This window comes from Microcystis protocystis FBCC-A270 (assembly GCF_050500235.1).
GTDB classification, from domain to species: domain Bacteria; phylum Cyanobacteriota; class Cyanobacteriia; order Cyanobacteriales; family Microcystaceae; genus Microcystis; species Microcystis ichthyoblabe_A.
Map to the genome: position 1 here is coordinate 1601348 of NZ_CP191407.1, position 13809 is coordinate 1615156.

At 42.9% G+C, this 13809-nt stretch carries 13 protein-coding genes; 6 read left to right on the forward strand and 7 right to left on the reverse strand.

Annotation, left to right across the window (positions count from 1 at the left end):
• Positions 1-43 precede the first annotated feature (43 nt).
• A complete protein-coding gene (dnaX, locus tag ACQY1X_RS07875; protein WP_430015551.1) occupies positions 44-2452 on the forward strand; it encodes a DNA polymerase III subunit gamma/tau in 2409 nt (802 codons plus the stop codon).
• A gap of 87 nt (positions 2453-2539) precedes the next feature.
• Positions 2540-2863, forward strand: a complete 324-nt coding sequence (gene grxD / locus ACQY1X_RS07880) for a Grx4 family monothiol glutaredoxin (RefSeq protein WP_002739803.1) — start codon at positions 2540-2542, stop codon at positions 2861-2863.
• A 463-nt stretch (positions 2864-3326) separates the two neighbouring features.
• Here grxD and ACQY1X_RS07885 read toward each other — a convergent pair whose 3' ends face one another.
• Positions 3327-5066, reverse strand: a complete 1740-nt coding sequence (locus ACQY1X_RS07885) for a mechanosensitive ion channel family protein (RefSeq protein WP_430014655.1) — start codon at positions 5064-5066, stop codon at positions 3327-3329.
• 182 nt (positions 5067-5248) lie between these two features.
• Between ACQY1X_RS07885 and lipA the strand changes: the two genes are divergently transcribed.
• From lipA to ACQY1X_RS07900, 3 genes are all read left to right on the forward strand, one after another.
• Positions 5249-6172 carry a lipoyl synthase gene (gene lipA, locus ACQY1X_RS07890; protein WP_430015552.1) on the forward strand — a complete coding sequence of 308 codons (924 nt, stop codon included), beginning with the start codon at positions 5249-5251 and terminating at the stop codon, positions 6170-6172.
• Between the two features lie 31 nt (positions 6173-6203).
• Positions 6204-6395, forward strand: a complete 192-nt coding sequence (locus tag ACQY1X_RS07895; RefSeq protein WP_159250034.1) for a hypothetical protein — start codon at positions 6204-6206, stop codon at positions 6393-6395.
• Between the two features lie 122 nt (positions 6396-6517).
• Positions 6518-7645, forward strand: coding sequence for a class I SAM-dependent methyltransferase (locus ACQY1X_RS07900; RefSeq protein ID WP_430015553.1), 1128 nt, complete (start codon positions 6518-6520; stop codon positions 7643-7645).
• 47 nt (positions 7646-7692) lie between these two features.
• On the opposite strand, the gene bchB is transcribed toward ACQY1X_RS07900, so the two are convergent.
• Complete coding sequence (gene bchB, locus ACQY1X_RS07905) at positions 7693-9219, reverse strand: ferredoxin:protochlorophyllide reductase (ATP-dependent) subunit B (protein ID WP_430014318.1); 1527 nt, start codon at positions 9217-9219, stop codon at positions 7693-7695.
• Between the two features lie 155 nt (positions 9220-9374).
• Positions 9375-9971 (reverse strand): ParA family protein, encoded by a 597-nt coding sequence (locus tag ACQY1X_RS07910; RefSeq protein WP_002740297.1) that lies wholly within the window; start codon positions 9969-9971, stop codon positions 9375-9377.
• A 228-nt stretch (positions 9972-10199) separates the two neighbouring features.
• Between ACQY1X_RS07910 and ACQY1X_RS07915 the strand changes: the two genes are divergently transcribed.
• Entirely contained in the window at positions 10200-10556 is a 357-nt protein-coding gene (locus ACQY1X_RS07915; protein WP_004162302.1) for a 4a-hydroxytetrahydrobiopterin dehydratase, read from the forward strand.
• A 13-nt stretch (positions 10557-10569) separates the two neighbouring features.
• Here the strand turns inward: ACQY1X_RS07915 and ACQY1X_RS07920 are convergent, their stop codons facing one another.
• From ACQY1X_RS07920 to ACQY1X_RS07935, 4 genes are all read right to left on the reverse strand, one after another.
• Positions 10570-11157, reverse strand: a complete 588-nt coding sequence (locus ACQY1X_RS07920) for a prepilin-type cleavage/methylation domain-containing protein (protein ID WP_430014319.1) — start codon at positions 11155-11157, stop codon at positions 10570-10572.
• 225 nt (positions 11158-11382) lie between these two features.
• Positions 11383-11856 (reverse strand): tRNA (cytidine(34)-2'-O)-methyltransferase, encoded by a 474-nt coding sequence (locus ACQY1X_RS07925; protein WP_430014320.1) that lies wholly within the window; start codon positions 11854-11856, stop codon positions 11383-11385.
• A gap of 167 nt (positions 11857-12023) precedes the next feature.
• Positions 12024-12365 (reverse strand): hypothetical protein, encoded by a 342-nt coding sequence (locus tag ACQY1X_RS07930; RefSeq protein ID WP_103111406.1) that lies wholly within the window; start codon positions 12363-12365, stop codon positions 12024-12026.
• 375 nt (positions 12366-12740) lie between these two features.
• Complete coding sequence (locus tag ACQY1X_RS07935) at positions 12741-13784, reverse strand: DNA cytosine methyltransferase (protein ID WP_430015554.1); 1044 nt, start codon at positions 13782-13784, stop codon at positions 12741-12743.
• Positions 13785-13809 lie beyond the last annotated feature (25 nt).

Consider the following 13809-nt stretch of genomic DNA (forward strand, 5'->3'; position numbering starts at 1 on the left):
ATAATAGTAGTCTCTAGGGTGGGGAAAAAGTTTTCAGCCAGTCATGACCTACGAACCTCTACATCATAAGTATCGTCCCCAAACCTTTGCCGATTTGGTGGGACAATCAGCGATCGCCACGACCCTGAGTAATGCCTTAATCAGTGAGCGAATCGCTCCTGCATACCTATTTACTGGACCCAGAGGCACGGGGAAAACCTCCTCGGCGCGAATTTTAGCCAAATCCCTCAACTGTCTGTCTAGTGACCATCCGACACCGATTCCCTGCGGTAAATGTTCCGTCTGTCAAGCGATCGCCAATGGTTCAGCCCTAGACGTGATCGAAATTGATGCCGCTAGTAATACGGGTGTGGATAACATTCGGGAAATTATCGAGCGATCGCAATTTGCCCCCGTCCAATGTCGTTATAAAGTCTATGTCATCGATGAATGCCTGACTGGGGATAGCCTTGTTTTCACCGAAACGGGATTAATCCCCATTAATCATCCTGAGATTCTCGGAAAACGAGTTCTCAGTTACAACGAGAGCAGCGGAGAGTGGGAATATAAAAAAGTCCTGCGATGGCTAAACCGAGGCGTAAAAGCAACTTTAACCATTCAAACCAGAAATCGGACGATTAATTGCACTGGTAATCATTTGATTAAGACAGAAAAAGCATGGATACAAGCAAAAAATCTCAAAATCGGCGATCAGATCCTATCCCCTGTGAATGTGGCTGCGGTGCAATACAGGCCTAGTATCATAAAATCCCCTCAATGGCTGACAAATTTCGAGGAAGTGATAGGGATTCAAGAAGGTGACACAGAAAGCGTCTATGACCTAGAAGTGGAGGACAATCATAATTTTGTTGCCAATGGGTTATTAGTTCATAACTGCCATATGCTCAGTACGGCGGCCTTTAATGCCTTGCTGAAAACTCTGGAAGAACCGCCGGATCGAGTGATTTTTGTGCTTGCTACCACGGATCCTCAGCGTGTCTTGCCTACCATCATCTCCCGTTGTCAACGCTTTGATTATCGCCGTATTGCTCTCGATGCGATGGTGGCACACCTGCAAAAAATCGCCCAAATAGAAGCGATCGATATTAACCTAGAAGCATTAACCCTGGTGGCTCAGATCGCTAACGGTGGTTTACGCGATGCCGAAAGTCTCCTCGATCAATTAAGTTTACTCGCAGGAACGATTACGGCCGAGCGAGTCTGGGATTTGGTCGGTGCAGTCCCCGAAAGAGACCTCTTAACCCTGCTTAAAGTCATTCATGGCAATATTCCCGATCAAGTTATCGAACAATGTCGCCATCTGATGAATCGCGGGAAGGAACCTTTAATCGTCTTGCAAAATCTAGCCGGATTCTATTTAAACCTACTTTTAGCCAAAACCGCCCCTAATCGTCCAGAAATGGTGGCTGTCACCGCTCCCACTTGGCAGGAATTATGTACGGAAGCGCGTACTTGGTCTTTAGAGGAAATTCTCCGCGGTCAACAACTGCTTAAAGACAGCGAAACACAACTAAAAAACACCACTCAACCCCGTCTCTGGTTAGAAGTCACTCTATTAGGACTGTTACCGCAAGCACAGGTGATTCCGCTAGTTGCCACGGTAGCGCCTTCCCGTCCCCAAACCAGCGCCGAGAGGCCCCCGGAAGTGATCACAGCGCCGGCACCGGTTAATGAACCGATAAAACCGCCAGTTATCACCCCGACAACTAGCGTCGCAGTGCCGAAAACTGAGGTTAAAACTGTTGCCAGTGATGACAATCATGAACAAATTTGGCAGCAGGTTTTAGAAGTAATGGAACCCCCCACTACTCGCACTCTCTTGCGTCAGCACGGTAGTCTTTTTAATATGGAAGAATCGAGTGCTTATTTAAGTATATCTTCGGAACAATTATTAAAAATGGCCCGGCTACGCTTGACTAATATTGAGTCAGCTTTCGAGGCTGTTTTTCAGCGCCGGATTAAAGTCCATTTACAGGTAGGTTCCGCCACTGCTGCCATGGCTGCGGAAGTTTCCCAATCCCCGGCGGCCAAGAGGCAAGCACCACTGGAAACCGCAGCAACTCCACCAATAACTCCCGAAAATAAAGTTATGACTGTGGTGGATATTCCCCCAGTCAAAGAAGCAATTATCGAGAAAAAAGAAGCAAAGATCACTGCATCGGGAACCCCAAAAACTCTTAGCACAGAACTGCCCCAAAAAATCTTAAATTTTGATTCATCTTTAGAGACATTAGATCAAGATGTAGATGTTAGTGAAATTTTGGCGGCCGCTCAAAAGTTAGCGAAATCTTTTGATGGTGAACTGGTCAATATGGGTTATTCACTGCCAGAAAATTCGGCCGCAGAAACTAAAGTTAATAAGTCTCTGGAAAATATGACTATCGTGCGCGGGAGACCTGATGTTAACGAAATTTTAGATAGTTTGGAGGAGGACGAAGACCTTCCTTTTTAAGGCTATCCCAACGGCTTGTGCTAAACTGATAGGATATGCCACGTCTCAGGATTGGCTATTCTTGCTCAAATTCTAGCTACTAGACCTATGACACCCGAAACTAAGGCCAGAATCGATCAATTAATCCAGAATAACAAAGTTCTTGTGTTCATGAAGGGCAATAAATTAATGCCTCAGTGTGGTTTCTCGAATAACGTCATACAAATTCTCAATATCCTGGGGGTTTCCTACGAAACTGTCGATATTCTGCAAGATCAGGAGTTAAGACAAGGAGTTAAGGAGTATTCCAATTGGCCGACTATTCCCCAAGTCTATATCAACGGTCAGTTTATTGGCGGTTCCGACATTATGATCGAACTCTATCAAAATGGGGAACTACAACAAATAGTCGAGGTAGCCTTAGCTTCCTAAAAATTTTCTAGGTTAGGTTAGCTATCCTAACCTAGTTTAAATCTACCAAACAGTAATCAGTGATCAGTGATCAGTGAAAAGACGGCAATTTTCTACTTAGGGTTTGCGACAAAAAGTACGGGCGAAGCATTCGGGCAATAAGGGACTTGCGTGGGAATAATATCCCAATCGATCGGAGGGCGCAAGCTTTGCGCCCCTACAGTAACGGATTTTGTCCACAATGTAGGGGCGAACTGCGTTCGCCCAAAAGGTACATTATCAAAGCGCAAGTCCCTAACCTATCGGTGAAACCGTAGATTTTCTATCCGAATGCTTCGCCCCTACAGGACGCGGAGTGATAACTGCACTGATAACAAATCCGTTTTTAATAGTGTGATTAACTCTCAAGTTATGAATTGTTTCTCCCTTATCCCCACACCCCACTCTCCTATACCTTTTAAACAGGATTTAGTATCACTCCCCTTTAAAACTGTCCCTTGAATTCCTCTCTATCTTGTGCTATCAGGAAACTTTGTTGGGGAATACCGATGTGAATTCCCTTCTCCTCAAAAGCAATTTTTAGACGACGACGATACTCTCTTTCTATGTCCCATTGTCGTAATCTTTTGACGACAATTCTGAGCATAATTTCCATCCCCGTGTGAGAAACCCGACTAACACCAGCAACCTGCACGGGATCGATGATATCTTCTTGCCATTGTGGATCTACAGCCATATTTTCAGCGATGGCTGCCATTAAAGAGATCGCCAGATCTGGCTCGGTCTGATAGGCGACTTCGATGGTAAAATCGACCCGCGCCCAATCTTTACTGAGGTTGTGTGCGGTGATAATTTGGTTATGGGCAATAGTGATTAAACGTCCGTCGGCAGCCCGCAATTGAGTCGCTCGCAAACTCATATTTTCCACCAAACCAATAAACTCCTGAAACTGGACCATATCACCGACGGTGTATTGATCTTCAAAGACAATCAGAAAACCGTTAATCCAATCTTTTAAAAGATCCTGAAAGGCAAAGGTGAGCAATGCTCCCACTAAACCGGCTCCCGTGAGTAAAAAGGCGAAAGAAAGACCCATCCAACTGAAAAAAATCAAAATTCCCAGAAAAATAGCGATAAATGTGATAATTTCTCGCCAAACTTCTAATAAAGTGGGAGCGCGGAGAATCCTCCTTTCCAAATTTTCCGAAAAAACCGCTCCTTCCTCTACCCACTCGCGTAGTCTGGAATTAACGTAGAGATTAACCATATTGCTCACTGATGTCATCAGCAACCAGATGATAAAAATCTGTAAAGGAATACGGATTATTCCGCGTCCTTCTAGCCTAGTTTCGGGAAATACATACAAAATCGCCGCTATTCCGGCAAACCAAAGCAGTATCAGTCCAATAAGAGCCAGTCTTTTCCAGAGAATATTTAGCGTTAGTTGTCGCTGAATATCAGCCTGTTGACGGAAATTAGAGGAATCTCCTAGAGCGGCTAAAATCGGCTCTTGGGAGCGATCTTTTCTGGGGGGGGAATTTATGGGTAAATTTTGATCGGATTGCCTTTTAGCTTGTTTTTTGAGGAGATTAAAGCGATTTCTTAGGTGTCTCTGCCACCAAATTGATACCCAGCTTAAGAAAGTTAGCCCCAAAATAATTATAGTGGCAGTAATTACCTGTTGCCGACGAGGGGCGGGCTGACGTTCTTGCCAAGCTTGGAGCAAAGCTGTTTGGATGATTTTAACCCATCTGTCCGCTAAATCGCCAACCGAAGAAGAATCGATCAGGGCATCAACTTCTGTTACTGTCAGAATTACCTGTTGCGGTAACTTCTGGTTATCCTTGGCCACAATCACGGTTAAATTATTGAGAGTCGCCGTACTTACTTGCAGGGTTGTCGGATCGAAACCCCGATTGATAATATTATTTAAGCCCCTCTCAATGCGCCTAGCCCGTCTTTCTACCGGGGAGAGTTCCCGGGACTCAGAAGCGGTAAAATCTTGGGAGGCAATCTGAAATAAGGCAAATCCATCTAGATGCACGGAAGCATATTCTATATCCCCGGCTACAAAAATCCTTGTCCCCGTGGGAGATACAAATGGAACTAGAAAATTTTGGCCTAGGGATGGCAGGGAATTAAGAACAAATATACTAACCAAGAGGCAACCTGCCAATCCTTGAAGGACCAGATTGAAAATTTTTCCCCGTTGCCGTCGTCCCATTGCCCAAGTTTCCTTTTTGATTAACAATGATCTTGACTCGCTTTCTCAGCTTATGACAGTTATCTTAAGGGTGAGATCAAAAGTTTTCGTTTTGGGGAGTCGGTCGTCTCTCTCCCTTGTCCCCTCTCCCCACTGATTACTGATAACTGGAATCCCCAACCCCCAACATTAGTTAACTTCTCATGTCCAATATACCCCCACAGTGGCGCGAGGAAATTACGTCTTTACCCGCTTGGTTACGGCGTTCACTCGGCAAATCTAGCGAAATTTCCACGGTTCAGCGCATTATCAAACAAAGGAACATTCATACTATCTGCGAGGAGGGTCGCTGTCCCAATCGCGGCGAATGTTATGCCCAAGGTACGGCGACTTTTTTGTTGATGGGTCCCACCTGTACCCGGTCCTGTGCTTTTTGTCAAGTGGATAAGGGTCATGCACCCATGCCTCTCGATGTGGAGGAACCGCAAAAAGTGGCGGAAGCGGTGCAATTGTTAAATTTAAGTTACGTTGTCTTGACTTCTGTAGCCAGAGATGATATGGAAGACGGCGGAGCCAGTTGGTTCGTGCGGACGATGACAGCCATTCGCGAACTCAATCCCCACACTTTAATTGAAGTGTTAACCCCGGATTTTGCTGGAGGTAAGGGAAGTCAACAGGAACGGGTGGCGACGGTGGTAGGGGCAAAACCTGCCTGTTACAATCACAATATCGAGACGGTGCGCCGTTTGCAAGGACCAGTTAGACGCGGGGCTAAATACGATCGCTCTTTGGCGGTTTTGCGTTATGTTAAGGAAATCGATCGCTCAATTCCGACTAAATCTGGCTTAATGGTCGGTCACGGTGAGACAAAAGAGGAAATTATCGAGACTTTGGCAGATTTACGCGCGATCGACTGCGATCGAGTTACTATTGGTCAATATATGCGTCCTTCTCTGGAACATTTGCTCGTACAGAAATATTGGACTCCCTCAGAATTTAGCGAGTTGGGAGAAATTGCCCAAAAAATGGGGTTTTCTCAGGTTAGATCTGGCCCCCTAGTCCGCAGTTCCTATCATGCGGGAGAGGAAATCAGTTATCAGTTATCAGTGATCAGTTATCAGATGTAAGTTTTAAGTTAATTTTTGTAAATCTACCAAGTTGGGATTTTTACGGGGAAACTCTCGGCTAAAATTGGGCGTTACTTTCGATTTTATCACTCAATCCAAGCCTTTGGGGGGTTCTACCCCCCAAACCCCCCGTTGGGGGCGTGGCGCCGCCCCCAAACCCCCGCGCATTAGTTTTTCGGTGGGATGCTTACACGCAGCTGCTGATACGTCTGTAATAATTTAAGAGTCACTGATAATTGCTGATTGTCGGTATTTTTGCAAATGTTAGATGCACCCTTCCTAATTCCCACTTCCTAATTCCCACTTCCCATTTCATAATTCATAATTCATAATTCCCCGATCAAGATGAATTTAGAAGCAATCATCCTAGAGGAAATTAAACAATCAGTAGCGGGTCGAATTAGCTTCGAGCGCTGGATGGATTTAGCTCTCTATCACCCTGATTATGGCTATTACACCTCTGGAAAAGTAGAAATTGGCTCAAAAGGAGATTTTTTTACTTCCTCGTCTCTAGGGGCAGATTTTGGTCAATTGTTGGCAGAGCAATTTGTCGAGATGGCGGAATTTTTGGGCAATTCGCCTGGATTTACTTTAGTGGAAGTGGGAGCAGGTTCGGGGATTTTAGCGAAGGATATCCTTGATTATTTAAGTGATAGCTATGCTGATTTTTATCAAAATATCAGTTATATAATTATCGAACAATCTCAGAAACTCAGGGAAAGACAACGGGCAACTTTAGCGGGATATTCCCCGGTATCTTGGCAAAGTTGGCCGAATTTAGCCGATAATTCCCTTGTGGGTTGTGTGTTTAGTAATGAATTAATCGATGCTTTTCCTGTCCATCGAGTTGTGATCGAGTCGGGAGAATTACGAGAAATTTATCTGGGATTGGGGGAACCTTTTCAGGAGATTATCGCAGATTTATCCACCGACAGAATCAAAGACTATTTTGATTTAGTGGGGATAAATATTCCTTCACCACTTTATCCGGAGGGTTATCAAACCGAGGTAAATTTATTAGCTTTAGACTGGTTAGAAACGGTTAATCGGAAACTTGATCGAGGTTATATCTTAACCATAGATTACGGTTACACTGCCGAAAAATATTATCATCCCCAAAGAAGTCAAGGAACCCTACAATGTTATCGACAACACCAGCGTCATGATCATCCTTATTTGTGGGTGGGAGAACAAGATATTACCACTCATGTGGATTTTACTGCTTTACAACGTCAAGGGGAGAAATTAGGCTTAAAAAATCTCGGTTTTACTCAGCAAGGATTATTTTTAATGGCTTTGGGATTGGGGGATAGATTAAATCAACTTTCTCAAGGAAAAATCGATATATTAACTATATTTCAGCGTCGAGATGCCCTACATCAATTAATCAATCCCACCGGTTTAGGAGGATTTGGAGTGTTAATTCAGGGGAAAGGAGTAGAGGAAAAAATACTTCAGGGATTAAGTAAATAACTAAAAAAAAGGGCTGAATGCTGTTAACTTTCAGCCCTAAGAAATAATTAAGCTCCTACGGATTCTTTAGCGGCATACATTACCTCTAAAGTTATTTCACCAATACCTCGCTCCCGGGCAAATTTTTCGGTATTTCGTTTGACTTTCCCGCGCACAAAACCGGGTATTTTCTGCAATTCTACCGTAGCTTCCTTATTCCAATTTAGGTCAGAATCTGCCGAAATACCTTTAGTAATTACCTCTTTGGTATCATGACCACCGAATATCTCTAATAGGTGATCTTCCATACCCAAAGTAAAGGAATTATAGACCAAATCGGCGATCTGATTAGTGCCTTCGTAACCTAAGAAAGGTTTATAACCGAGGGGGAAATTTTGGATATGAATAGGTGCGGCAATTACTCCACAGGGAATATCTAAACGTTTGCCGACGTGACGTTCCATTTGAGTACCAAATATCGCCGCTGGTTCTAATCGAGCAATAGCATCCCCTATCGCCCCATTATCATCACTAATTAACACTTCATCGCAATATTCACTCACTTGTTCCCGGAACCAATCGGCATCATACTTGCAATAAGTCCCCGCTAAAACCACATGAATTCCCATCTCCCTGGCGAGAATTTTTGTCATAGCGGCTGCGTGGGTATTATCACCAAAAACCACCGCTTTTTTCCCGGTTAAATTCTGACAGTCGATGGAACGAGAAAACCAAGCAGCCTGGGAGATATGCAGAGTTTGTTCATTGATAAAATCTTCGTAATCTACTGCCGCACCTTGAGCATTAATTACCTCTTGAATTTGGCGAATACAGCGTGCTGTTTCCACCACTCCCATGGGGGTAATATCAACGTAGGGCATAGCAAATTCACTTTCGAGATATTTGGCTGTCATTAATCCCACTTCTCGATAGGGAACCAGATTAAACCAAGCGCGGGGCAGATTTTTTAAGTTGTCCACCGAAGCAGCTTCGGGGATAATTTCGTTAACTTCAATGTTCAAATCTGCCATTAACCGCTTTAATTCCGTGCGATCATGTTGGTTATGGAAACCGAGGGTGGTAATACCAATAATATTAACCGAAGGTTTAGGGGTTTTCTGGGAGATAATTTCCCCTTTTCTCTGGGCCTTATCGAGATAATACTTGATAATTTGATAGAGGGTTTTATCGGCCGCTTGTAGTTCATTATAGCGATAGTGGTTGACATCGGCCAGCAGCACATCTCCTTGGGCATCCTGTCGCGCTCTTTCGACAAAGTTTTGTAAATCCTCTTGGAGAATACTGGAGGTACAGGTGGGGGTTAAAACGATTAAATCGGGACTTTCTTCGCGATCTTTGCGAACAATATTATCGACGACTTTTTCTTGGGAACCCCGGGCTAAAACATTACGATCGACAATACTAGCAGTGACGGGGGTAAAATTACGCTCCCTTTCCAACATCGAGCGCATGACGTTAAAATAATCGTCTCCCAGAGGAGCGTGCATGATAGCATGAACATTTTTAAAGGAACTGGCGATCCTTAACGTGCCAATATGAGCGGGACCCGCATACATCCAATAGGCCAATTTCATAGAGGGTTCTCCTACAGTCAGACTTTTTTGATTGTCTCAGACTTTACGGATTTAGGAGTGAACACTTAACGGAAGATTACAAAAAGTCCCCATGCAGATTAAGTATCTTTTCGGGGGAAAATGACACAAATGTTAATATTAACTTTTTTAACAATTTATGTCATGAGGGCAAAAATTTCTTTACCGACCGCTTGGTAACAAAGCCAACCGAAATTCGACCGGGGGTCGGGATAATCTTTGACGATGACTCCCTTTTCGGCCGCTCGTTCAAAAGCGACTAAACGGGGAATTTCTCGCTTAAATAGCGGTAATTTTGCTTCTTCTAGAGCTTTCCGCGCTTCCCGTCCTGTTTTTGTCCGTGAATCCACTTGGGTTAAAAGAACTCGATAATTATCGGTCATCGTGGACAGCAATTCTGCCGCTTTAATGGTGACATCGATATCGAGATGATTGGGAGTGGTGGGTAAAATTAATAAATCGCTGCCCTGAGCTAAATCTTTTAACTCGTCTGGCTCCGGCCGGGCTTGGGTATCGACGATAATATGAGTGTATTGTTTCACCAGTCCCGTCGCTCCAGCTTGGGACGCTACCATAAAAGGAAGGGTATCTTCCCGGGACCAATGGAGAGCCGAACGATTTTTATCCGCATCAATCAATAAGGTGGGCGCTTTTTCTTGAAAATAGGCGGCCAAATGAATCGATGTGGTGGTTTTCCCGACCCCTCCCTTCAGTGCTACGACGGAAATAATCATGAACGGATCGAATAAGTGAGTATTTTCTAGTGTAATCCCAGACGGACTGAAAACCGTTTAAGTTTCCCCCAGAAAGGCTATCAGTCAGGATTCTAGATTTTTGAGCCTGGCTCTCTCGATATTTTGGTGTAATGTGTTTCTTAATGTTGGATTTTATGTTAGATTTTGGGCTTATGCTCTCCCGATCGATCACTTTTTCTGCTCACCACAACTACGGGAGCGTCTTCAATGTTGAAGCAATTCTTAGCAATAGCGATCGCTTTCATGATTGGGTTAACTGGGGAATTAGTCCTCTCTTTACCCGCTACTCGTTTATCTGATCGAGAAATCTCCCAACAATTACAGACTATCCCGGGCTGGCAGTTACGAGATCAACGGATTGAAAAAACTTTTAAATTTAACAATTTTATCGAAGCGATCGCTTTTGTTAATCGTTTAGTTACTCCGGCTGAATCCCTAGGCCATCATCCTGATATTACTATCAATTACAATCGCGTCACTCTTTCCCTCACTACCCATGACGTGGGAGGTTTGAGTAACTTAGATTTTGATTTAGCTCAACAAATTGATCGCCTGATTCCCTAGTTTTAAATCAGCTTTAACCCACACATCTATTATCTTTGCGAATATCCCAACTACCATCAACACGGAATAAAAATAAACAGCGTTTGTCGGGTGTACCGGAAGCAACTAAAGTAATTCTGCCCAACTGTCCCCAAGAACCTCCTAAACCCCCCCTTGTATCGGCCCAACTAGCGCGATAAATTTTACCTTGATTACCCACAGGTCCACTAACTCGGCGTAGGGTAGAATTATCAGTATCGATGCTAACACCGCGAGTGATGGGAGTCCAATCGGTGACATTTTCACATTTGTCCCCTTGCACTTTTGCCACTTTAATCTGTTGGGTTTCATTTTCTGCCATGCACAAAGATAGGGGATCAGAACCTTCTCCCGTGGCTTGATAACGGGTATGTTTCCAATGTTGTGATATTTCAAAGGTGGCGATATTTAAGCGAATCCAAGCCATTAAACGATGATAAACAGAAAGGGCAATGGTTAAGAGAATTCCTAATAAAATTAGGGTAACTAACATCTCGACTTGAGTTAAGCCAGAGGTGGATTTTTGCCGATTAAAAAGCTGTAGATTGCCAAAATGTTTTCGAGAAAGGTCGAAGATATTCATGAGCCTCATCTTGCCTTTTTATTTTCAATAAATTATGTAATTAACAAGGAGCAACAATTAATTTGCTCTAGGATAATCCACATAATTTCTTGCTGTTATTACGGACAAAATTGACTGCGATCTCTATTTTTCCTGATATGGTCAAAAATGAGCTAAATAAAAGCAATTTTCTGATTTTTTGCTCAATTTAGTTTATTTGCTCTGTTTATATAGCCAAATATCCCGCTAACGAATAAATCCCAATTGTCGTCTGGCCTCAAATAATCCGATCGCCACACTAACGGAAAGATTTAAACTTCTCACCCCCGGTTCTGCCATGGGAATATAAACCGTGTCATCGCACTTATTTAATAAATCTGCTGGAATACCGTCGGTTTCACTGCCAAAAAGTAGCCAATCTCCGCTTTGATAGCTGTATTCCACATAACTGCTGCTGCCGCGCACGGTAAACCCGATCGCCCTTCCGCCGCTCTTTTGTTGATATGCACAGAAATCATCTATTGTCAAGTGGTACATGAGTTTTACATGGGGCCAATAATCTAAGCCGGCCCGCTTCAGATAGCGATCGCTAATTTCAAAACCCAAGGGACCTACTAAATGCAATTCTGTCCGCGTTGCGGCGCAAGTACGGGCAATATTACCCGTATTTGGCGGAATTTGCGGATTGATTAAAACCACTCGTAAAATCGCTTCAGTCATCATTAATCAGTAATCAGTTATCGGTTATCGGTTATCAGTTCACTGTTCACGGCAAAAAACCCCCCACCTCTCAATTCATAATTCATAATTTAAATTTATAATTCCCACTTCCCATCTCCCTTGGGTGAGGACTAACTATACTGGATTTTGCCCCACCCTACTCAAACTTATTTTAAATTGGTATAACTATCCATACTCAACGGGACTAAATCGCCATGGATGGTCAAACCTAACAACATTGTTGCATTAGCGGGGATTAAATTGCCTGTAAGAGCGCAAATCTCATTTTTTCTAGCTGTAGCGTTAAATACTGCCCTTATATCACCAGCACAAAACTGAGGTCGATAATCTCCTGATTTCTGCTGAACGAAATTCCATAGGACATCACGAATGAGTGCTTGATAACCTTGATTGCCAGAAATCTCTTTCAGCTTGTCTTTGAGGACTCTTTCCAGACGAATGCTGGTGACTTCCATCTCGGTAGTGGTGGTGCGTGTGATTGTCCGCATAATTTTTTTTCTCCCAAATACTAAAACCTATTGATGTTACAAGTGTAGTATAAGAAAGATACCTTTAACAAGCACAACCAGCGAAACCATCACCTCTGCTGCTCTTTTATTGTCACCTCATGGCTATTTTTCCCATTTTTGAACTCTGGAAAATTAATTATGCAACAAGTCCACTGTTATACTAAATCCGTTGAGTATGGGCTATGTATGAGAACAGGCAAAAGGCAATAGGCAATAGGGAGAATAAATAATCAGTTTTTAATAACCAGATTTAGTATTAATCCAGTCAGAGTTGAGACTAAACAGCCAACGCATCATTCCAATAATAACTATTCTTGATATACCCAAACCCCTAGAAAAAATTGTTATTGTTCCTCAGATTGACAATAGTTCTAATTGTTTTCCCTGTAGGTCTCTAACCCTGATATTTTCTTGAGAATCTCTGGATAAATCTAAAACCTTAATCACCTCTTTTGCCACCGCTTTTACCACGGGAATAGCTACAGAATTGCCGAACTGTTTATAAGCTTGGACATCGCTAACAACAATCTGAAAACTATCGGGAAATCCCTGTAATCTTGCCCATTCTCTGGGGGTCATTCTGCGGACGAATAATTTATTTACCTCTCCCTTAATGCGAGTAACCGGAGTAAAATTAGTCAGTCTTTGATCGATAACTAAATTTCTTTCTTTTCCCATACCTCCCACCACAATAGCATTAGCGATACCATCGGGAGAAATAATCTCATAACCGAACCCATTACCTTTATTTTGGTGTCTATCCTTGTGTTTAAATAAAGTTTCTAAATACTGATTAGAGAGATAATATTTAACGCTGACTTCCTTTTCTTCTAGGATATCTTTGAGACAAGTTTCTTGATGGGTTGGTTGAGGATAGGAAAAATGGTAAATATTTAAATCTTCTCGAAAACCGACGATAAAAATTCGGGGACGGTTTTGAGGAACCCCAAAATATCTGGCATTTAAAATCTGGGGACTAGGGACAAAATAATGCAAATCCTTTTCTAATATATCTAAAATAGTTTTTAAAGTTTTACCTCGATCATGATGGACTAAACCCTGGACATTTTCTAAGATAAAAGCTTTCGGTTTCTTTTCGTGTAATATCCGGGCAACTTCAAAAAATAAGGTTCCGCGTGCATCTTCAAAACCGTGTTTTCTGCCAGCGATACTAAACGCTTGACAGGGAAAACCGCCGCAGAGTATATCATGATCGGGGACAGTTTTTACCTCTAATTTTCTGATGTCTTGATTATCGGGTAAATGACCATAGTTAGCCAAGTAAACCTTTTGGGAGTGAGGATCGATTTCCGAGGAAAAAACGCATTGACAACCGAGATTCTCTAGAGCGATTCTAAATCCTCCTATACCGGCAAATAAATCAATAAAAGTCCACATATTTTATCTATTCTAAGCTTCCGTT

Coding starts and splice junctions, on each gene's coding strand:
- ACQY1X_RS07930 (WP_103111406.1), bottom strand. CDS start 12,365: ATGCGGACAATCACACGCACCACCACTACCGAGATGGAAGTCACCAGC.
- grxD (WP_002739803.1), top strand. CDS start 2,540: ATGACACCCGAAACTAAGGCCAGAATCGATCAATTAATCCAGAATAAC.
- ACQY1X_RS07910 (WP_002740297.1), bottom strand. CDS start 9,971: ATGATTATTTCCGTCGTAGCACTGAAGGGAGGGGTCGGGAAAACCACC.
- ACQY1X_RS07915 (WP_004162302.1), top strand. CDS start 10,200: ATGTTGAAGCAATTCTTAGCAATAGCGATCGCTTTCATGATTGGGTTA.
- lipA (WP_430015552.1), top strand. CDS start 5,249: ATGTCCAATATACCCCCACAGTGGCGCGAGGAAATTACGTCTTTACCC.
- ACQY1X_RS07885 (WP_430014655.1), bottom strand. CDS start 5,066: ATGGGACGACGGCAACGGGGAAAAATTTTCAATCTGGTCCTTCAAGGA.
- ACQY1X_RS07925 (WP_430014320.1), bottom strand. CDS start 11,856: ATGACTGAAGCGATTTTACGAGTGGTTTTAATCAATCCGCAAATTCCG.
- bchB (WP_430014318.1), bottom strand. CDS start 9,219: ATGAAATTGGCCTATTGGATGTATGCGGGTCCCGCTCATATTGGCACG.
- ACQY1X_RS07920 (WP_430014319.1), bottom strand. CDS start 11,157: ATGAATATCTTCGACCTTTCTCGAAAACATTTTGGCAATCTACAGCTT.
- ACQY1X_RS07900 (WP_430015553.1), top strand. CDS start 6,518: ATGAATTTAGAAGCAATCATCCTAGAGGAAATTAAACAATCAGTAGCG.
- dnaX (WP_430015551.1), top strand. CDS start 44: ATGACCTACGAACCTCTACATCATAAGTATCGTCCCCAAACCTTTGCC.
- ACQY1X_RS07935 (WP_430015554.1), bottom strand. CDS start 13,784: ATGTGGACTTTTATTGATTTATTTGCCGGTATAGGAGGATTTAGAATC.